The organism is Romboutsia sp. BSD2780061687b_171204_C1 (assembly GCF_015560225.1).
GTDB classification, from domain to species: domain Bacteria; phylum Bacillota; class Clostridia; order Peptostreptococcales; family Peptostreptococcaceae; genus Romboutsia_C; species Romboutsia_C hominis.
The window spans coordinates 366746-388595 of the sequence record NZ_JADMRK010000002.1 but is presented as its reverse complement, the minus strand read 5'-3'; the positions used below and the strand labels follow the sequence as shown (position 1 = coordinate 388595).

The 21850-nt window shown below is 29.6% G+C and carries 21 protein-coding genes; 19 read left to right on the top strand and 2 right to left on the bottom strand.

Annotation, left to right across the window (positions count from 1 at the left end):
• Positions 1–128 precede the first annotated feature (128 nt).
• From I2H23_RS06865 to I2H23_RS06840, 6 genes are all read left to right on the top strand, one after another.
• Complete coding sequence (locus I2H23_RS06865) at positions 129–479, top strand: Asp23/Gls24 family envelope stress response protein (RefSeq protein WP_092924364.1); 351 nt, start codon at positions 129–131, stop codon at positions 477–479.
• Positions 480–493: 14 nt separating this feature from the next.
• Positions 494–2116, top strand: a complete 1623-nt coding sequence (locus I2H23_RS06860; protein WP_092924367.1) for a DAK2 domain-containing protein — start codon at positions 494–496, stop codon at positions 2114–2116.
• 69 nt (positions 2117–2185) lie between these two features.
• Positions 2186–4243 carry an ATP-dependent DNA helicase RecG gene (gene recG, locus I2H23_RS06855; protein ID WP_166505865.1) on the top strand — a complete coding sequence of 686 codons (2058 nt, stop codon included), beginning with the start codon at positions 2186–2188 and terminating at the stop codon, positions 4241–4243.
• A 40-nt stretch (positions 4244–4283) separates the two neighbouring features.
• Positions 4284–4835, top strand: coding sequence for a 16S rRNA (guanine(966)-N(2))-methyltransferase RsmD (gene rsmD, locus I2H23_RS06850; protein WP_092924373.1), 552 nt, complete (start codon positions 4284–4286; stop codon positions 4833–4835).
• Positions 4836–4885: 50 nt separating this feature from the next.
• The gene (gene coaD, locus I2H23_RS06845; RefSeq protein ID WP_166505864.1) at positions 4886–5383 is read left to right on the top strand and encodes a pantetheine-phosphate adenylyltransferase; all 498 of its coding nucleotides are present in this window, start codon (positions 4886–4888) and stop codon (positions 5381–5383) included.
• A 2-nt stretch (positions 5384–5385) separates the two neighbouring features.
• On the top strand, positions 5386–5910 hold the full coding sequence (locus I2H23_RS06840) for a hypothetical protein (RefSeq protein WP_092924379.1): 525 nt from the start codon (positions 5386–5388) through the stop codon (positions 5908–5910).
• Positions 5911–5936: 26 nt separating this feature from the next.
• Here I2H23_RS06840 and I2H23_RS06835 read toward each other — a convergent pair whose 3' ends face one another.
• Entirely contained in the window at positions 5937–7136 is a 1200-nt protein-coding gene (locus I2H23_RS06835) for a sporulation integral membrane protein YlbJ (protein ID WP_166505863.1), read from the bottom strand.
• 102 nt (positions 7137–7238) lie between these two features.
• Here I2H23_RS06835 and I2H23_RS06830 point away from each other — a divergent pair, with 102 nt between their 5' ends.
• The 6 genes from I2H23_RS06830 to I2H23_RS06805 all read left to right on the top strand — a co-directional run bounded on the left by I2H23_RS06830 (position 7239) and on the right by I2H23_RS06805 (position 14362).
• The gene (locus tag I2H23_RS06830; RefSeq protein ID WP_195581359.1) at positions 7239–7955 is read left to right on the top strand and encodes a FadR/GntR family transcriptional regulator; all 717 of its coding nucleotides are present in this window, start codon (positions 7239–7241) and stop codon (positions 7953–7955) included.
• A gap of 128 nt (positions 7956–8083) precedes the next feature.
• Entirely contained in the window at positions 8084–9637 is a 1554-nt protein-coding gene (locus tag I2H23_RS06825) for an L-lactate permease (protein WP_092924388.1), read from the top strand.
• Positions 9638–9655: 18 nt separating this feature from the next.
• A complete protein-coding gene (gene larA, locus I2H23_RS06820; RefSeq protein ID WP_166505861.1) occupies positions 9656–10930 on the top strand; it encodes a nickel-dependent lactate racemase in 1275 nt (424 codons plus the stop codon).
• 16 nt (positions 10931–10946) lie between these two features.
• A complete protein-coding gene (locus tag I2H23_RS06815; RefSeq protein ID WP_092924391.1) occupies positions 10947–11735 on the top strand; it encodes an electron transfer flavoprotein subunit beta/FixA family protein in 789 nt (262 codons plus the stop codon).
• 12 nt (positions 11736–11747) lie between these two features.
• Positions 11748–12959: an electron transfer flavoprotein subunit alpha/FixB family protein gene (locus I2H23_RS06810; protein WP_166505860.1), complete on the top strand. Its 1212-nt coding sequence runs from the start codon at positions 11748–11750 to the stop codon at positions 12957–12959.
• An 11-nt stretch (positions 12960–12970) separates the two neighbouring features.
• Positions 12971–14362 (top strand): FAD-binding oxidoreductase, encoded by a 1392-nt coding sequence (locus tag I2H23_RS06805; protein WP_092924396.1) that lies wholly within the window; start codon positions 12971–12973, stop codon positions 14360–14362.
• 57 nt (positions 14363–14419) lie between these two features.
• Here I2H23_RS06805 and I2H23_RS06800 read toward each other — a convergent pair whose 3' ends face one another.
• Positions 14420–15700: a nucleotidyltransferase gene (locus I2H23_RS06800; RefSeq protein WP_092924398.1), complete on the bottom strand. Its 1281-nt coding sequence runs from the start codon at positions 15698–15700 to the stop codon at positions 14420–14422.
• 402 nt (positions 15701–16102) lie between these two features.
• Here I2H23_RS06800 and I2H23_RS06795 point away from each other — a divergent pair, with 402 nt between their 5' ends.
• The 7 genes from I2H23_RS06795 (at position 16103) to fabK (ending at position 21845) form a co-directional block, all read left to right on the top strand.
• A complete protein-coding gene (locus I2H23_RS06795) occupies positions 16103–17299 on the top strand; it encodes an acetate/propionate family kinase (RefSeq protein ID WP_092924400.1) in 1197 nt (398 codons plus the stop codon).
• A 149-nt stretch (positions 17300–17448) separates the two neighbouring features.
• Positions 17449–17976 (top strand): YceD family protein, encoded by a 528-nt coding sequence (locus I2H23_RS06790; RefSeq protein ID WP_195581358.1) that lies wholly within the window; start codon positions 17449–17451, stop codon positions 17974–17976.
• Between the two features lie 13 nt (positions 17977–17989).
• On the top strand, positions 17990–18166 hold the full coding sequence (rpmF, locus tag I2H23_RS06785) for a 50S ribosomal protein L32 (protein ID WP_071119670.1): 177 nt from the start codon (positions 17990–17992) through the stop codon (positions 18164–18166).
• A gap of 145 nt (positions 18167–18311) precedes the next feature.
• Complete coding sequence (gene fapR, locus I2H23_RS06780; RefSeq protein ID WP_092924404.1) at positions 18312–18869, top strand: transcription factor FapR; 558 nt, start codon at positions 18312–18314, stop codon at positions 18867–18869.
• 11 nt (positions 18870–18880) lie between these two features.
• Positions 18881–19888, top strand: coding sequence for a phosphate acyltransferase PlsX (gene plsX / locus I2H23_RS06775; RefSeq protein ID WP_166505859.1), 1008 nt, complete (start codon positions 18881–18883; stop codon positions 19886–19888).
• A 30-nt stretch (positions 19889–19918) separates the two neighbouring features.
• Complete coding sequence (locus I2H23_RS06770; RefSeq protein ID WP_092924408.1) at positions 19919–20905, top strand: beta-ketoacyl-ACP synthase III; 987 nt, start codon at positions 19919–19921, stop codon at positions 20903–20905.
• A gap of 10 nt (positions 20906–20915) precedes the next feature.
• Positions 20916–21845: an enoyl-[acyl-carrier-protein] reductase FabK gene (fabK, locus tag I2H23_RS06765; RefSeq protein WP_195581357.1), complete on the top strand. Its 930-nt coding sequence runs from the start codon at positions 20916–20918 to the stop codon at positions 21843–21845.
• Positions 21846–21850: the final 5 nt, after the last annotated feature.

Here is a 21850-nt window from a genome sequence, read left to right as displayed (position 1 = left end):
CTATTACAAAATAATTACGTAGGTTTAAATTATATCATATTTATAGTATTATAGGATATATAAATTTTTATAATAATATAAATAAAATATTTATTCCAAATAAAAATATGAACCTAAGGGGGTAAATCATGAGCGTAAAAGTAAGTAATCAATATGGAAATATAGAAATAGATAAACATGTTATAGCACAAATTGCATACAGAGCTGCTATGGAAAGTTATGGATTAGTAGGTTTAGCATATAAAACTAAGGGTATAGTAGAACTATTAAAAGGTGAGAACGTATTAAAAGGTGTTTTAGTACAAGAATTAGAAGATAACACTATAGCTATAGAATTATATGTTATACTACAATACGGAACTAATATATCTACTGTTGCAAATAACATAATAGATAGAGTAAAATATACAGTTGAGAACACAACGGCTATAAAAGTAAGTAAAATAGATATCAATGTTCAAGGAATTAGAGTTAAGTAATTAGGAGGAAGAAAATGATTCAATATATAGATGGTAAATTATTAAGAGATATGTTTGTGTCAGGTGCAAATAATCTTCAAAATAATAAAGATTTAGTTGATAAACTAAATGTTTTTCCAGTTCCAGATGGAGATACAGGAACAAACATGTCTCTTACTATATCTTATGCAATGAAAGAATTGTCTAAGGTAGAGGGGGATAATATAACTGAAATAGGTAAAGCTCTATCTAAAGGCTCTTTAATGGGAGCTAGAGGAAATTCAGGTGTTATACTATCTCAAATAATAAGAGGATTTGCAAAATCAATAGAAGGAAAAGAAAAGATATCTACATCAGATTTAGCAGATGCATTTAAGAATGGTTCAGATACAGCTTATAAGGCTGTTATAAAGCCTATAGAAGGGACTATACTTACAGTAGTAAGAGAGAGTGGAGAATATGCACTTTCAGCTTGTAAGAAAGAAAAAGATTTAGTAGCATTCTTAGAAATGGTTATAAAGGAAGCTAATAATTCATTAAATAGAACACCAGAATTATTAAAAGCACTAAAAGAAGCTGGAGTTGTAGACTCTGGAGGTAAAGGTCTAGTACTAATATATGAAGGAATGTTAGAAGCTCTAAAAGGAAATTCTATAGAGGCTTTAGAAAAATCATCTACTACTACGACACAATCATCAGCTCAAGCGCAAATAAATACGGATGATATAAAGTTTGCTTATTGCACTGAGTTTATATTAGAAAGTGATAAAGTAAGCGACTTACAAATAAGAGATATGATGATGAAGTATGGAGATAGTTTAGCAGTAGTTGGAGATGACGGTGTAATAAAAGTGCACGTTCATACTAATGATCCAGGACTAGTATTACAAGATGCTTTAAAATATGGACAATTAATAACTATAAAAATAGAAAACATGAAAGTACAACATGAAAACATATTGCTTGATACAAAAGATGAAACAGCATCAGCAGTAGAAGAAAAAGAATATGGATTCATAGCAACTTCTATGGGTGAAGGACTAGCTCAAATTTTTAAAGATTTTGGTGTTGATTACATAATAGAGGGTGGACAAACAATGAACCCTAGCACAGAAGACTTTATGAAAGCTATAGAAGAAATTCATGCTAAAAATATATTTATATTCCCAAATAATAGCAATATAATAATGGCTGCTAATCAAGCAAAAGAATTAAGTGAAAAAAATATAATAGTAATTCCTACTAAAAATACTCCTCAAGGATTTACAGCATTAGTAAACTTCAATGCAGACTTATCTGTAGAAGAAAATGAAGAAGCTATGATGGAGTCTTTAGGACTAGTTAAATCAGGTCAAGTTACATTTGCAGTTAGAGATACTGTTATGAATGATATAGAAGTTAAAGAAGGTAATATAATAGGTATAGCAGAAGGAAAATTACAATCTGCTGGAGATGGTGTTGATGAAATAACAACTAAGCTTATAGAAAATATAGTAGATGAAGATAGTGCTATAATAACTTTATTCTATGGTGAAGATGTAAAAGAAGAAGATGCAAACAAACTTCGTGACGAGTTAGAAGAAAAGTTTGAAGACATAGATGTAGAATTATATTACGGAGGTCAACCTCTTTATTACTACTTAATTTCAGTTGAATAATATTTAAAAAATCCTGTAAAATCCTACTTAGTAAGGATTGTACAGGATTTTTATCTAATAGGTGATAATATGGATTTAAATAAAGATATACAGTATGTAAAAGGGATAGGACCTAAAAGAGCTCAAAAACTCAATAAATTAAATATATTTACGCTAAAAGATCTATTATATTATTTTCCTAGACAATTTGAAGATAGAAATAATATAAAAAAGATTGCTCAACTAGAAAATGAAGATAGAGCTACTATAAAAGCTATTATAGTAGGAAGCCATACGTCATCTCCTAGAAAAGGTCTTAATATAACTAAGCTAGACGTAAGAGATGAAACAGGGTATGCAAAATTAGTATTTTTTAATCAAGAATATATAAAAAATGCATTTAAAGTTGGAGATACTATATTAGTATTTGGTAAAGTTAAAAAAGAATTTAAAAATGTAGAATTAACTTCTTGTGAAGTGGAGCACCTTAGCAATTCACCAAAATCTACATGTAAAATAATACCTGTATATCCTTTAACTTATGGAGTTACTAATAAAGAAGTAAGTAGCATAATAAAAGGAGTGCTTAATGATAAGGAAATAAACATAAAAGAGTATCTTCCAATTAATATATTAGAAAAATATAAGTTATGTAGCATAGATTACGCTGTTAGAAATATTCATAATCCAAGCAGTAAAGAAGCCTTAAAAATTGCTTTATATAGAATCGTATTTGAAGAATTTTTAATGCTACAGTTAGGATTATTTATGTTTAAAAATGGAGTAAGTGAAGTCGATGGTATAAAGTTTTTAGAAAATAAGAAACTAGAAGAAATAAGAAGTTCATTACCATTTAAATTAACGAAAGCTCAGGAGAGAGCATTAAATGAAATAATAGATGATATGAATTCAAATAGTGCTATGAATAGGCTAGTACAAGGTGATGTTGGATCAGGTAAAACAGTCGTAGCTCTTTTAGCATTATCACATTGTATTTTAAATGGATATCAAGGTGCATTAATGGCTCCTACTGAAATATTAGCTGAACAACATTATATTTCTCTTACAGAAACTTTAAAGCCTTTTGGAGTGAATGTAGAATTACTAGTTGGTAGTTTAACAAAGAAGAATAAAGAAAAAGTTTTAGAAAGAGTAAAAAATAAAGAAATAGATATATTAATAGGAACTCATGCACTAATTGAAGATAAAGTAGAATTTAATAATCTAGGGTTAGTAATAACAGATGAACAACATAGATTTGGAGTTAGGCAACGAAGCAAATTATCGGAAAAAGGAGAGAATCCAGATATATTAGTAATGACGGCAACTCCAATACCAAGAACATTAGCTCTTATACTTTATGGAGATTTGGATATATCTATAATAGATGAGCTTCCTCCAGGAAGGCAGCCAATTGAAACTATAGCAGTTGATAAAGGAAAAAGAGATAGAGCTTACAACTCATTAGTTAGAAAAGAAGTAGAAAAAGGAAGACAAGTTTATATAGTGTGCCCTCTAGTAGAAGAAAGTGAAGCTATAGAAGCTAAAGCAGCTACAGAACTAGTTGATGAGCTAAAGTCTGAATATTTTAGCGATCTTAGAGTAGGTCTTTTACATGGAAAGATGAAAGGCAGCGAAAAAGATTCTATAATGAAGAGTTTTAAAAATAAAGAAATAGATATATTAGTTTCAACAACAGTTATAGAGGTTGGAGTTAATGTTCCCAATGCAACACTTATGATAATAGAAAATGCAGAAAGATTTGGGTTAGCACAGCTTCATCAGTTAAGAGGTCGTGTAGGTAGAGGAAGTCATAAGTCTTATTGTATATTAATATACGCATCTAAATCAGAAGTTTGTAGACAACGAATGTCTATAATGGAAGAAACAAATGATGGATTTAAAATATCAGAAAAAGATTTAGAAATAAGAGGGCCTGGTGAATTTTTTGGAACAAGACAACATGGTTTACCAGAATTAAAGGTTGCAAATATATTTAAACACATGAAAATACTTAAACTTGCTCAACAAGAAGCTAGAATTATATTTTCTAAAGACTCTAAGTTAGATAATTATGAAAATAAAGGCTTAAAACGTGAAATTATGAATAAATTTGAGAATATAGTTAAAGAAATTTCGTTAAATTAATATAAAATTATGCTAAAATATACAATGAGGTGAAGGTACGTTGAGAGTAATATCAGGAAAAGTAAGAGGATTAAAGTTAAATACTCCTAAAAATGAAGATGTAAGACCAACAACAGATAGAGTTAAAGAATCATTATTTAATATGATAAATCCATATATGATGGAAAGTAACATATTAGACTTATTTGCTGGAACTGGTTCTTTAGGAATAGAGTGTTTATCTAGAGGTGCTTCAAAATGTACCTTTGTGGATGTAAGTAGAGAGAGTATAGCTTTGGTAAAATCCAATATAAAGAAAGCTAGATTTGAAAATGAAAGTGAAGTCTTAAACTTAGATTTCAAAGATGCTATAAGTAAGCTTAAAATAAAAAATAATAAATTTGATGTTATATTTATGGATCCTCCATATTATAAAGACATGTTTATTGATGCTCTTGAAAAAATAGACAATGCAAATATACTTAAAGAAGATGGTATAATTGTAGTCGAACATGATACTAAAGATAAATTCCCAGAAGAAATAGGCAGTTTAGAAAAAAGTAGAGACAAAAAGTATGGGAATACAACTTTAACATTTTATAAGTTAAAATAGAATATATAAAATCCTAATATCAATGTTAAAATGGAGGGCTAAGCAAAAAGATGAATAAAAAAATAAGAAAAGCTATATTTGCAGGAAGCTTTGATCCAATAACTAATGGACACTTAGATATAATATGTAGAGCTTCTAAAATATTTGATGAGTTGCAAATAGGGGTGCTTCATAATCCTAATAAAAAGGGAATGTTCACTTTTGAAGAAAGAGTAGAACTTATAGAAAAATGTACTAATCATCTTGATAATATAAAAATAGTAAGTTTTAATGGACTTTTAGTAAATTATTGTGAAGAACATGGTATAGATACTTTAGTAAGAGGAATTAGAAATGGTACTGATGTTGAGTATGAACTGCAAATGGCTCACATGAATAAAGAATTAAATCCTAATATTGAAACTGTAATATTAGCAACTAATCCAAAGTATTCATTTATAAGTTCCTCGTTAATAAAGGAAGTATTAAACTTTGATGCAGATATAAAAAACTTAGTTCCAGAAGTTGTATTAGAAGAACTTAAAAGAAAAACTAATAGGGGGAAGTAACTATGTATGTAGATTTAGAAATAATTGAATTGTTAGATGAATTAGAAAGTATGATAAATAATGCATCTTCAATACCTTTTTCTCAAAAGTCTGGTATAGATAAAAATGAAGTATTAGGTGTTATAGGTGAAATAAAATCATTAGTTCCAGAAGAAGTAAAGCAAGCAACATGGATTAATAAAGAAAGACACAAAATAATAAATGATGCAAAAATAGAAGCACAAGAATTAGTGGAACAAGCTAAAAAGGAAGCACAAAGAATACAAGATGAGTACAATGAAAAAGTAGAAGAGTTAAAGAAAAATTCTGATGAAATTTTAAATGCTTACTTAGAATCAAGTGAACCTATTCAAAAAGCAGAATTACAAGCTAAAGAAATGATAGCAAGAGCAGAAAGAATAGCAGGTGAAATAAGACTTGGATCTATAGAGTATGCTGATAATGTACTTTTAAGTTTAGAACATAATATAAAGGATTTACTAGAAGAAATATCAAGAGATAGATTAGAGTTAAATCCAGAACAATAATATAAAGGCTATAAAAAAAGAAAGTGTTAGCTTTCTTTTTTTATAGCGATCTTTTCTAGCCTTGAAAGAAGATTTAAAATATAAACTATAAATATTACTAAAAGTACTGTATTGTAATTAGACAAATAAAAATTAGATACACCACCATGGTAGATATAATTATAAGTGTTAGAGAAATTGGAAACAAGTGAAATTGATTCTATTAAAGGATATAGTAAAAATGTAAGAATCCCTGATATAATCCCATGAAAAAATTTACTTAATATGTATATAGGTACGCTAATATCTGTTTTTGATATAAAGGTACAACATTGGGCAAGTATAGAAATACCACTAAACCCTATTAAGAAACTAGCTAGAGAGGCTTTTAAAGCCTCTGAAACATTAGATACAGATGATATTTTATTACAACCTATAGTTATTTCAAATAAGCCACTTATAAGACCGTAACAAAGTTCTTTTGTAAATCCTAAAAGAGATAGAGGAATATATAAGATAAAAGCAATGACATCAACTATTTTAAATAATGTAAGTACCTTAAAAATCACTGAAAATACTATTACAAAACCGCCAATCATAAGTAATGTATTAACACCACTATTTACAGCATTTCCAAATAGAACAAAAAAGCCTTGACCATTAGAGAAACGAGTATTTATTGTATTTTTAATATTAGCTTTTAGGGATATAGATGAACTAGAAATAATATCTTTACCGTAACCTCTAAAAAACAATCCTATAGATATAGACCCTAAGTAATGGCAAATAATCATTAAATAACCAAGATTGGGATGTTTAAACATACCAGTTGCTACAGCACCTATTATAAATAGTGGCCCAGATGTAGAGCAAAAAGAAATTAGCCTTTGCCCTTCATCCTTAGAAATTTGAGAATTAAGCCTAAGTTCTGAGGCAAGTTTTGCACCTACAGGATAGCCAGAAACTGTTGATATAAGAAAGACTAAGGCACTTTTCCCAGAAACATTAAAGATAAACTTAGTAAAAGGGTTAATTATAAACCCAATTATATCAACGATTTTTAAATCAACAATCAAGTTTGCACCTATAATAAATGGAAGTAAAGAAGGTATTAGTATTGTGGTCCAAATTTCTATGCCTTCCTTAGCAGCCTCTAAGGAATCATTAGGAAAAATAATTATTCCAAGTATAATTAATAAAACGATACATATAGGAACAAAAAAACATATAATTTTTCTTTTCTTCATAAGCATCACCTAATAAAATATATAGTATAAGACAAGTATATTTAAGGAAGAAGATATATATGAGAAAAAATATATAAATAATATAAATTTAAGGGGGATATCATGTTTGTTAATATTTCAAATAAGAAAGTTTATGAACTTGTAATAGAACAAATACAAGATAAAATCTTAAATGGGGAATTAAAAAAAGGAGATAAGCTCCCATCGGAAAGAGAATTATCAGAGCAGATGAGTGTAAGTAGAACATCTATTAGGGAAGCAATAAGGGTATTAGAGACTATGGGGGTGGTTGAAAGCAAACAAGGCGATGGAAACTTTATATGTACTAATATAGAAAAGTCACTAATAGAACCTCTATCTATGGTATTTAAATTAAATGAAGGTACATGGCAAAATGTATTGGAACTAAGAGAAGTATTAGAATTACAAACCGTAAAAATAGCAGCAATAAAAGCAACAAAAGAAGACTGTAAAGAATTAAAAACTATAATAGGTGCAATGGGAAAAGAAAATAGTATGAAAAAATACAATAGTAAGAAAATAATCCAACTTGATCAAAGATTTCACAATAAAATAGCATCTATAAGTAAAAATTATCTTATAGAAAGTGTATTTATAACATCATCTAAACTATTTGAAAGGTTTATAGAAGATGCAAGAGAAAAAATTATAGAAAATTATAGAGATGAAGAACTATTATTTGAAAATCATAGAAGGATATATGAAGGAATAAGCAAAAATGATCCGATATTAGCTTATGAAGAGATGAAAAGACATATGGAAAATATAAGAGAAAGCTATATAAAAACTATTGGTTGAAAATTGTTAATTTTCAATCAATTATTGCGGTTTATAAATATCTCTTATATTATATAAAATATAAGTGGTAATACCACTGACCATCATTCAAGTTACCGACATAAAATAAAATATATAGGAGGTACTTGATGAACGAGTATGTATTATTTTTAATAGCTATAATACCGATAATATGGTTAATTGTATCCTTAGGGATAATGAAACTACCAGCACATAAAACCTGCTTTGCAACAGTTATATTAACATTTATTATAGCTATGGTATTTTGGAAAATGCCATTTGTAGATGCTATTACGGCATCTATAGAAGGAGTATTAGTTGCATTATGGCCAATTCTTTTAGTTATAGTTGCAGCGCTATTTACTTATAATTTAGCAGTTGAAACTAAAACTATGGATACTATGAAAAAAATGTTATCTAGTATTACAACAGATGACAGAATACAAGTGCTTATACTAGCTTGGGGATTTGGAGGTTTTTTAGAAGCTGTTGCAGGATACGGCACAGCAGTTGCAATACCAGCAAGTATATTAGCATCTTTAGGATTTAATCCCATATTTGCAGCTATAATATGTCTTATAGCTAATACAGTACCAACAGCTTTTGGAGCAATAGGCATACCTGTAAGTACATTAGCATCAGTGACGGGACTAGACGTAATGAGATTAAGTTATTTAACAGCAATTCAATTAGCACCATTCATAATAGTAATACCTTTTGTATTAGTAATTTTAACAAAGAAAAGCCTTAAAGCATTAAAAGGAGTATTTTTAATAACTTTAGCATCAGGGGTAGCATTTGCATTACCTCAAATATTTGTAGCAAAGTATCTAGGAGCTGAATTACCTGCTCTTATAGGAAGTTTATGTAGTATGCTAATTACAATTCTTATGGCAAAAGCAATGAATAAAAGAAAAGATATGTCAGAAGAAGAAAATAGAATAAAAGGAAGTGTAGCATTAAAAGTCAGTGTAAGTACAAAAGAGGGTATATTAGCTTGGCTTCCATACATATTACTATGTGTTTTAATTTTAGCAGCAAGTCCATTGTTCACATCTATAAATGAATTTTTAGCTAGATTTGCAAGTCAATTTAAAATATACACAGGAGAAGGAGCCGCAACAACTGAATTCATATGGATAAATACACCAGGTATTGTAATAATAGTTGCTACATTTATAGGTGGATTAATACAAAGAGTAAAAGTATCTACTATGATAAATGTATTTATAAGAACTGTAAAACAATTATCTAAATCTTTTATAACTATAACATCTATAGTTGCTATATCAAAACTTATGTCTTACAGCACAATGACAGCATCAATATCTTTTGGACTAAGCGCAATAACTGGATCATTTTATCCTGTAATATCACCACTTTTAGGCTCAATAGGTACATTTGTAACAGGTAGTGACACATCAGCAAATATATTGTTTGGAGGTTTACAATCTCAATCAGCTACATCTCTAGGCATAGACCCATATTGGATAGCAGCAGCAAATACTGCAGGGGCAACAGCAGGAAAAATGATATCACCTCAAAGTATAGCTATAGCAACATCTGCTACTGGGTTAATAGGAAAAGAAGGTAAAATTTTAAACTCAACTCTTAAATTTTGTTTAGGATATGTAGTAATATTAGGAGTATTAGTTTATTTTGGAAGTTATATACAGATATAAAAATATAAGGGGGAAAATATGCCTACTTTAAAAGTTCCATATTCTAAAGAGGGAATGATTTTAAATATTCCAGATGAAAATTTCTTAATGACACTTCAATCTAAAGCACATACATATAAAGTCAATAGAACTCAAGAAGAAATAGTAGAAAATTCATTAGACAATCCAATAGGCTCTAAGAAATTAGAAGAATTAGCAAAAGATAAAAAAAGTATCGTCATAATAACTAGTGATCACACAAGACCTGTACCAAGCAAAATTACCATGACAATAATCTTAAAAAGAATAAGAAAAGTAAATAAAGATGCAAGTATAAAAATATTAATTGCTACAGGGTTTCACAGAGAAAGTACAAAAGAAGAATTGATTTATAAAATGGGTGAGGAAATAGTAGAAAATGAAGAAATAATAATGCATATATCAACAGATGATTCTCAAATGGAAAAAATGGGAGTATTGCCATCTGGTGGAGATTTATATCTAAATAAACTAGTTAAAGAAGCAGATTTATTAATAGCAGAAGGTTTTATAGAACCTCATTTTTTTGCAGGTTTTTCTGGAGGTAGAAAAAGTATATTACCAGGTATAGCATCAGCAAAAACTATAATGTATAACCACTGTAGTGACTTTATAGATAGTGAAAATGCCAGAACTGGAACACTACAAAATAATCCTATTCACGAGGATATGGTATATGCAGCTAAAGTATCAAATCTCGCTTTTATACTAAATGTTGTAATAGACCAAGATAAAAAAGTTATAGCATCTTTTGCTGGAGATGTAGAAAAAGCACATAAAAAAGGATGTGAATTTGTAACAGAGTTATCTAAAGTTAAATCTCATAAAGCTGATATAGTTGTTAGTACTAATGGAGGGTATCCTCTTGATCAAAATATATATCAGTCTGTAAAAGGAATGACTGCAGCAGAAGCTACTTGCAATGAAGGTGGAGTAATAATTATGATATCTGCCTGCAATGATGGTCATGGAGGTCAATCTTTTTACGATAATATAGCAAATGCTAAATCACCAAAAGAAGTTTTAGAAAAAGTAAGAAAGGTAAGTAGGGGAGATACTGTACCTGACCAATGGGAGTTTCAAATATTAGCTAGAATACTTGAAAATTACACTGTAATAATGGTTACAGATAAGTGTGATAAAGATATGATAGAGAATATGCATATGAAGCATGCATCAAACTTTGAAGATGCTTTAAATATGGCATTTCATATAAAGGGAAGGGATTCAAAGGTTGTAGTTATTCCTGATGGAGTATCTGTAATAGTTAAATAGTTAAGGGGGATAAAGTATGGAAATTTTAACATGTATTAAGCAAGTTCCAGGAACTTCTGAAGTTGAAGTAGATGAAAAAACAGGTGTGCTTAAAAGAGATGGTGTAGATTCTAAAATGAATCCATATGATTTATACGCATTAGAGACAGCACTTAAAATAAAAGAAAAAAAAGGTGCGACTTTAAAAGTATTGACAATGGGACCACCACAAGCAAAACAAATTGTAGAAGAAAGTTTTATGATGGGAGTAGATGAGGGAGCTATACTTAGTGATAGAAAATTCGCAGGTGCTGATGTACTTGCAACTTCTTATACACTATCTCAAGGTATAAAAAAAGTAGGAAATCCAGATTTAATAATATGTGGAAAGCAAACTACTGATGGAGATACAGCTCAAGTTGGACCAGAAATAGCTGAATTTTTAAATATACCACATATTACAAATGTAACTAAAATAATAGAAATTAAAGATAAAAGTATAGTAGTTGAGTGTGATATGCCAAATACATTAGAAGAATGTGAAATAAATTATCCATGTTTAATAACTGTTGAAAAGGGCATATATGAACCGAGATTACCTTCTTTTAAATTAAAGCTAGATACTAAAAATAGAGAAATACCTATGTATAGTTTAAGTGACTTTGAAGATCAAGATGAAAACAATTATGGACTTAATGGTTCGCCAACCCAAGTATTAAGAATATTCCCTCCAACTTCTAATAATGAAAAAGAAGTTTTAAGAGGAAGTAGTGAAGAAATAAGTGAAAAGTTAGCAAATAAACTTAAGGAGTTAAAGTTAATATAAGGGGGGATTTATATGGCTAAAGTAGTAATAAATCAAGAGAAAATAGATAATATAGATGAAGTTTTAAAATTGTGTCCATTTAATGCCATAGAATTAATTGACCAAAAAATAGAAATAAATTCAGCTTGTAAAATGTGTAAGATTTGTGTTAAAAAGGGACCAAAAGGAGCTTTTGAATTTGTAGAAAATCTAAAAAAAGAGATAAACAAGGATGAATGGAAAGGAATAGCTGTATATGTAGACCACCATGAAGGAGATATACATCCTGTAACTTATGAACTTATAGGTAAGGCTCGTGAAATGGCTAAGAAAGTAAATCATCCAGTATATTGTGTATTTGTAGGTAAAGATATAAAAGATAAATGTGATAAATTAATATCTTATGGAGTAGATGAAGTATTTGTTTATGATAATCCAGAATTTGAACATTTTAGAATAGAGCCATACTCTAGAGCAGTTGAAGATTTTATAAATAATATAAAACCTACGATAATGTTAGTAGGGGGAACTACACTTGGAAGATCTTTAGCACCAAGACTTGCGGCTAGATTTAAAACAGGGCTTACGGCAGATTGTACAATACTTGATATTCAAGAAAATACAGATTTAGATCAAATAAGACCAGCATTTGGAGGAAATATAATGGCTCATATTCATACTCCAAATAATAGACCACAGTTTGCTACAGTAAGATATAAAATATTCTCAGAACCAGAAGAAGTTGAAAGTCCAAATGGAAAGATAACATTATGTAGTATTAGTAAGGAAAAATTAGTATCAAATATAAATGTATTAGATAGTAAACCTAAAACGAAAGAGGTAGGTCTTGAAGAAGCAGAAGTTATAGTAGTTGCAAGTAGGGCTATTAAAAAGCAAGATGATATGGATATGATATATAAATTAGCAGATAGACTAGGAGCACAAGTTGCAGGAACAAGACCATTAATAGAAGCTGGATGGATAGACCCAAGAAGACAAATAGGTCTTAGTGGAAGAACTGTAAAACCTAAACTTATAATTACGTGTGGGGTATCTGGGGCTGTTCAGTTTGTAGCAGGTATGCAAGGTTCTGATTACATAGTAGCAATAAATAAAGATGAAAAAGCACCGATATTTGATGTTGCTCATTTAGCATTAGTAGGTGATATATATGAGATTGTTCCTAAATTAATAGAAAAAATAGAACAAAAGCAATTAGAAGTGGCATTATCCGTAGAAGAATAGGGGGAATAGCTATGTATAAAAAAATAGATAATGATGATATTAGATTTTTAATAGATATTTGTGGAGAAGAAGAAGTCTTTGCAGGCGAAGATATAAGTGAAGATTTTTCACATGATGAATTAGGAGGAGTGGAAAAATATCCAGAAGTACTTGTTAATGTATATAATACAGAACAAGTATCTAAAATAATGAAATATGCCTATAAAAATAATATACCTGTAACACCAAGAGGACAAGGAACAGGGCTTGTTGGTGCTTCTGTAGCAATTCATGGTGGTATAATGATTAATTTAAGCAAAATGAATAAAATATTAGAATTAGATGAAGAAAATTTAACATTAACAGTAGAGCCAGGAGTGCTTTTGATGACTATAGGACAATATGTTCAAGAAAGAGATTTATTTTATCCGCCAGATCCAGGTGAAAAAAGTGCCACAATAGGTGGAAATATAAACACTAATGCAGGGGGAATGAGAGCTGTTAAATATGGAGTTACAAGAGACTATGTAAGAGGACTTGAAGTTGTACTTCCTAATGGTGATATTGTTAATATAGGAGGAAAAGTAGTAAAAAATAGTTCTGGATATAGTATAAAAGATTTGATTGTAGGTTCAGAAGGTACATTAGGAATAGTAACAAAGGCAATACTTAAACTTTTACCTCTTCCTAAAAAAGATATAAGTTTATTAATTCCTTTTAAGGATTTACCAACAGCAATAGAAACTGTACCTAAAATAATAAAATCAAAGTCAATACCAACAGCGATAGAATTTATGGAAAGAGATGTAATACTTGCAGCAGAAGAATTTTTAGGAAAGTCTTTCCCTGATAATACTTCAGATGCGTATCTACTATTAAAATTTGATGGAAATAGTAAAGAAGATATAGAAAAAGAATATGAAAAAGTTGCCCACTTATGCTTAAAAAATGGGGCATATGATGTATTTATATCTGATACACAGGAAAGAAATGAATCTATATGGTCAGCAAGAGGAGCATTTTTAGAAGCTATAAAAGCATCTACAACAGAAATGGACGAATGTGATGTTGTAGTACCTAGAGATAAAGTTGCTGATTTTATAAGATATACTCATGATTTACAAAAAGAATTAAATGTAAGAATAAAGAGTTTTGGGCATGCAGGAGACGGTAATCTTCATGTTTATACATTAAGAGATGGTATGGATGATGAAACTTGGAAGTTAAAATTAAAAGAAAGCTTTGATTGTATGTATGAAAAATCAAGAGAACTTAGAGGGCAAGTCTCAGGAGAACATGGAATAGGCTATGCTAAAAAAGAATATTTACATGAATCTCAAAGTGAGTCTTATATGGATCTTATAAAAAGTATAAAAACTGCTTTTGATCATAAAAATATATTAAATCCAAGTAAAATATACTAATTTAAACTAAATAAAAAAGCGCAGAATAAACTGTGCTTTTTTATTTGTAAATAGATTTTAATTTTTATTATTTTTAATGTAAATAGGAGATATATAATAATCCATAGGACCCTTTAATAAATCAGGATTGTTTTTATAGTAAATTAAATTATATATGTTACTCGATCTTATATCATAATCAAGCAAAGTCTTAAATAATTTATCATTCATAGAAAATGACGCTTTAGATAATTTATTTACTATATTTACTTCAGAAGTTTTCTTAATAGCTTTTAATATTTCCCGACCTCTATCGTTAAAAGCTAGAACTCTTATATAAGGAACGGCATTTATATCTTTAACGTAACTTATATCTTCTTTAGTTATTCCAAGTAGTATATTATTAAGAGTTCTTTTTATTTTAGTTAATGTATATCTTTTGCTTTTTATAGATAAGTGAAGTTCATCAAGAGAATTAGACCTAAATATATTTTGGTATATTTTATTTTCTATTCCTTCGTTAACTTCAAAATATTTATCTAATATACTAATATCTCTAGCTACAATAGATTTTATAATATCAAAGTAAGCTTCATCAAACATAGGTAAAAAATTATTATTAATTTTTTCATTAAGTATATTATAAGTTTGGCTAGGAACTACATTACTTATAAGTGATAAATCATTGTAATCTTTTAAAGATTTTCTTATGGCAGTAGCAGAACAAATACTACTAGTTATATTTTCAGAGTTGTATGAAGCTTGTACTCTAGAAATCGTAAAAGGTTTTATATTACTATTTAATTTTAGTAGACATTTTATGTATTCTAGACCTAAAATGTTATTAGAGGAATTTAATACATTTAAAAGTTTATCTTTTGATATATCTATCAAATTATGTTTAGATATATAGTCAAATAAAGACATGCTACGTGCACTAGGATAAAGCATACCTTCATCTAAGTATTTTTTTAGATTTACTTTAAATTCATTTGGCTCATCAACTAGTATTTTAGCTATAGTATACAAAACATCAATACTTCCTTCTTCGCTACCAAAACAAATTGAATCTATACAATTTAATGAATTTAAAGTTGTTATTGCACCGTGGGCAAATATTTCAGCAGACTGACAAGCATATAAAGTAGGAAGTTCAAGAACTAAATCTACACCATTTTCAACTGCGATAGAAGCTCTAGTATATTTATCAAATAAGGCTGGTTCACCTCTTTGTAAAAAATTTCCGCTCATAATAGCGACTGTGTGAGTAGCTTTTGTTAGCTGTCTAGATTTATTTAAATGGTGTAAATGTCCATTGTGAAATGGATTGTACTCAACTATTACTCCAAGTATATTCATAATGATTCTCCTTGTGTTAATATTATAATAGAGTAATTACAATATATGTAGAAATCTAACTATATTGTAAAAAATAATTTAAATAATATATTATAATATTATAACAAATAGAGAAAAATAATCTATGTTAAGTAAAAATATTAAAATGAAGTAAATATATAAATATAAAATATATTAAATAAAGTCAATATACTATTTATATATAATAAAACTTATGCTTTTAATTTATGAACCAAATTTAATAAATTTTCAAATAAATAGATAATGTACTGTACTTTTATAATAAAAAGTGATATATTAATTAGTGTTAAAGAATGTTTACTGTATACAAAAAGTAAATTGTAAATGTTAGCCTAAAAGGCTTTTTACATATTATTCATAAAATTTTAAGGAGGTATACTAATGAAAGTATTAGTATTAAACTGTGGTAGTTCTTCATTAAAATATCAATTAATAGATATGTCAAATGAAGAAGTTTTATGTATAGGATTAGTTGAAAGAATAGGTATAGAAGGTTCTATACTTAAGCAAGAAAAAGATGGTGTTGAAGGTAAATTAATAATAGAACAACCAATGAAAAACCATCAAGATGCTATAAAGTTAGTATTAGACGGTGTTGTTGATGCTAAATTCGGTGGAGTTAAAGAAATAAGCGAAGTTGAAGCTGTAGGACACAGAGTAGTTCACGGTGGAGAAAAGTTCGCTGGTTCAGTTAAGATAACTGACGAAGTTATGGTTGCATTAGAAGAGTGTGTAGAATTAGCACCACTTCACAACCCAGCTAACATAATGGGTATAAAAGCTTGTGAAGAAATACTTCCAGGTGTACCAATGGTAGGAGTATTTGATACTGCTTTCCACCAAACTATGCCTAAAAAATCTTACTTATACGGATTACCTCATGAATTATACACTAAGTACGGTGTAAGAAGATACGGATTCCACGGAACTTCTCACAAGTATGTATCTCAAAGAGCTGCTGCAATGCTTGGAAAGAACATAGAAGACGTTAAGATAATAACTTGTCACTTAGGAAATGGAGCTTCTATAGCTGCTGTTGATGGTGGTAAGTGTGTTGATACATCTATGGGATTCACTCCACTTGAAGGATTAATAATGGGAACTAGATGTGGAGATATAGATGCTGCTATATTACCATTCTTAATGGAAAAAGAAGGATTAGATGCTAAAGGATTATCTGATTTAATGAACAAAAAGTCAGGTGTATACGGAATGACTGGTATATCTAGTGACTTTAGAGATATAGAAGGAGCTGCTTCAAACGGTGATGAAAAAGCTCAAGTTGCTTTAGATGCATACGTTCAAAGAGTTCAAAAATACATAGGAGCTTATGCTGCAGAAATGAACGGAGTTGACGCTGTTGTATTTACTGCTGGTGTTGGTGAAAATGGTATAGAAATAAGAGAATCAATAGCTTCTAACATGGAATTCTTAGGAATGAACTTAGATAAAGAAGCTAACAAAGTTAGAGGAAAAGAAAGAGTAATATCTACAGAAGACTCTAGAGTTAAGATATTATTAATACCAACTAACGAAGAGTTAATGATAGCAAGAGATACTGTTGCATTAGTAAAATAATTGTAATAGGTTATAATATATTTAAGGTAGGTTAAAGCCTACCTTAAACTATGTCTTACAACATTTTCAAAATATCTATCAAGTAAAAATACTTGACAAACATCTACTAAATTTGTATAATAAATTGGTAGTGGATTGAGGTGAATACAATGCAAATCAGTCTAGATAAATTAATAAGAAGAGAAACTGACAAATTAGACTTGAATTTTTCTCAAAAAGTTGATACTATTAGTTATTGTGATAACAACTATAAGTTAGTTTCACCAATAAATTTAAATGGTAAAATATCATCTACTAAAAATGGATTATACCTAGATGTAGATGTAGATTTTACAATTCTTGACCAATGTTCAAGATGCTTAGAAAATGTCGAAGTACCAATAGAATACTCTATAAATGGTTTTTTAGTAAAAGAAGACTATGATGAAGATAGTTTTGAAGATGATGATGCATTCATCTATGATGGACAAGTTGTAGATATTATAGAACTTATACAACAAACATTAGACTTTAAAATACCACCAAGAGTTCTTTGTGATGAAGATTGTATGGGACTTTGTCAAGGATGCGGAGCAAATCTTAATAAAGAAAATTGTTCTTGCACTGAAACTGCGAACGACGAGGAGAATATTGATCCCCGTTTTGCTAAATTAAAAGATATATTTAAAAACGACTAAGGAGGTGGCGTAAATGGCAGTACCAAAGCGTAAAACATCTAAATCAAAAACTAAAATGAGAAGAGCAGCTAACTCTAAAATGGTAGCAACTGGATTTGTAAGTTGCCCACAATGTCATGAGCCAAAATTACCACATAGAGTATGTCCAGACTGTGGATATTATAAAGGTAAAGAAGTTGTATCTGAATAATAACTTCTAAAAACATGTAGATTACTCTACATGTTTTTTTTGTTTAAACAAAAAATAATAAAAAAGTATTGATAATTTTATTGTGATACTATATACTACTATTAGTAGCTGGTACTAATTACAGCTATAAAAACTTGGAGGTAATATGAAAAAGAAAAGTAAAGCCCAAAGACAAAAGGAATTAATAGAAATGTTACAGGCTGACCCTTTTTATACAGACGAAGAGTTAGCTAGCCTATTTGAAGTTAGTATTCAAACTATAAGGCTAGATAGAATGAGTCTGAATATACCTGAACTTAGGGAGAGAGTAAAAAATATTGCAGAAGCAGAAAGTTCAAAGGTAAAAACTCTTGGAATTAAGGAAATTACAGGAGAAATAATTGATTTATCAGTAGGGAAATTAGGAATATCTATGCTAGAAATTACAGAAGATATGCTCTATTCTAAAACTAATACTTTAAAGGATACATATATATTTTCTATGGCAGACTCATTAGCAATGGCTATAGTAGATGCACCAAAAGTAATAATGAGGTTTGCAAATGTTAAATGTTTGAAATTAATAGAACAAAAGGATAGACTTATAGCAAAGGCTGAAATCTACAAAAATGTAGGTACAAAGCATTATGTCAAAGTTGTCATTAATAATAAAGCACAAGAACAAATATTTAGAGGAAAATTTATATTTGAAGAATTAGATTAGGAGGAGAATGTATGAGAATAGTAATTGATGGTATGGGTGGAGATAATGCACCACAATCTAATGTAGAAGGTGCAGTTAATGCAATAAAAGAATATGGAATAAATATAGTAATAACTGGAGATAAAGAGATATTAGAAAAAGAATTTTCAAAATATGATTTTGATAAAGAAAAACTTGAAATAATTCATACAACAGAAATTATAGAAAATGAAGATAAGCCAGTAAAAGCGATAAGATCTAAAAAAGATTCATCAATGGTTGTTGCGCTTAGACTTGTAAAAGAAGGATATGCAGATGCAGTTATATCAGCGGGAAATACGGGAGCATTACTTGCTGGGGGATTATTTGTAGTAGGTAGAATTAAAGGTATAGATAGACCTTGTTTATGTCCAGCTATACCAAATGCTAAAAAAGGAATGACTCTTATAGCTGATGGTGGAGCTAATGCAGATTGCAAACCAAGAAACTTAGTAGAGTTTGCAGCTATGAGTAATATATATGCTAAAAAAGTTTTAGGTCTTTCTAATCCTAGGGTAGCCTTAGCTAATGTAGGAATAGAAGAAGGAAAAGGAAATGACTTAGTAAAAAAAGCTTATGAAGAATTAAAAAATATAGACTTAAACTTTATAGGAAATGTAGAAGCAAGAGATGTAATAAATGATTATACAGATATAATTGTTTGTGATGGATTTACAGGTAACATACTTCTAAAATCAGCAGAAGGTGTTGCAATATCTGTAATGGGACTTTTAAAAGAAACATTCTTATCAAGTACAAAGGGTAAATTAGGAGCAATGCTTTTAAAAGATGACCTAAGAAAATTAAAATCATTTATGGATTATGCTGAATATGGAGGAGCACCTTTATTAGGAGTTAATGGAGGGGTTATAAAAGCACACGGTAGTTCAGATTCAAGAGCTATAAAAAATGCCATAAATCAAGGAATAAAATTTGCTAAAGGAAACGTGCTACAAGATATAAAAGATTTTGTAGTAGTTAATAAAGAAAGCGAAGAATAAAATAAACTCGTATGGAGGGTTAATTTATATATGAACAAAAAAGCTGGTATATTGGGCGTAGGAAGTTATCTACCCAAAAAGGTACTAAATAATTCTTACTTTGAAAAAATATTAGATACAAGTGATGAATGGATAAAAACTAGAACAGGAATAAGTGAAAGAAAAATAGCTGATGAAAATGAATCAACATCAGATTTATCTGTAAAGGCAGCGCTTAAAGCTATGGAATGTGCAAATTTACAAGCAAGTGAAATTGATCTTATAATAGTAGCAACTGCTACACCAGATATGGCATTTCCATCAACTGCATGCTTAGTACAAGAAAAAATAGGTGCAGTTAATGCTTGTGCTTTTGATATATCAGCTGCATGTTCAGGTTTTGTATATGGATTAACTATCGCTAAACAATTTATAGAAACTAACTGCTATAGAAACATCTTGGTAATAGGATCAGAAGTACTTTCAAGGGTTTTAGATTATACTGATAGAGGTACTTCTATCCTATTTGGAGATGGAGCAGGAGCAGTTATTATAGGTAAAGTAAATGATGGTGGAATACTATCTACTTACCTTGGTGCAGATGGAAGAGGTAAAGACTTCCTAAATATACCAGCTGGAGGATCTAGGCTTCCAGCTAGTAAAAGCACTGTAGAGGATAATCTTCACACTATAAAAATGGCAGGAAATGACGTATACAAATTTGCAGTTAGAATAATGGGAGATGCATCCATAAAGGCTATAGAAATGGCAGGTTTGGACACTAATGATATAGACTATCTTATACCACATCAAGCAAATATAAGAATAATAGAGGCATCGGCAAAAAGACTTAAGTTAAGTATGGATAAAGTTTATGTAAATTTACACAAATGCGGAAATATGTCTGCAGCATCAATCCCCGTTGCTATGGATGAAGCATACAGAAGCTCTAAAATCAAAAAGGGTGATAATATAGTCTTAGTTGGTTTTGGAGGAGGACTTACTTGGGGAGCTTCAGTTATTAAGTGGAGTATATAAGGAGGAAATGATGAATAAAATTTGTGAATTATTAAATATACAATATCCTATAATACAAGGCGGAATGGCATGGGTTGCTAATGCTAATTTAGCAAGTGCTGTTTCAAATGCAGGTGGATTAGGAATTATTGCAGGTGGTAATGCACCAAAGAAAATAATAAAAGAAGAAATAAGAAAATGCAAGGAGTTTACAGATAAGCCATTTGGTGTAAATGTAATGCTATTATCTCCATTTGCAGATGAAATAATAGATTTGGTAATAGAAGAAAATATACCTGTGATAACAACAGGAGCAGGTAACCCAGCAAAGTATATGGAAAAGCTCAAAAAAGCAAATGTAAAAGTTATACCAGTAGTTCCAACGATAGCATTAGCTCAAAGAATGGAAAAACTAGGGGCAGATGCAGTTATAGTTGAAGGAACAGAAGCTGGAGGGCACATAGGAGAATTAACTACTATGGTATTAACGCCGCAAGTTGCAGATGCAGTTAATATACCTGTTATAGCAGCAGGTGGTATAGCAGACGGAAGAGGCGTTGTTGCAGCACTTGCTTTAGGTGCTAAAGGAGTTCAAATAGGAACTAGATTTATATGTAGTGAAGAGTGTAGTGTTCATGAAAATTATAAGAATATGATTATAAAATCTAAGGATAGAGATGCTATAGTAACAGGAAGAAGTACAGGTCATCCTGTTAGGACTCTTAAAAATAAATTATCAAAAGAAGTCCTTAGTATGGAAAAAGAGGGAATAAATCCAGAAGAAATAGATAAAAAATGTGTAGGCTCTTTAAGAATGGCTACTATAGATGGGGACATTGAAAATGGATCGTTTATGGCTGGTCAAATAGCATCTATAGTAAAAGATATTAAGCCTTGTAAAAAAATTATAGGTGATATAGTCAACCAAGTTAAAGAGATAATGCCAAACATAGAGTTATAAAGCAG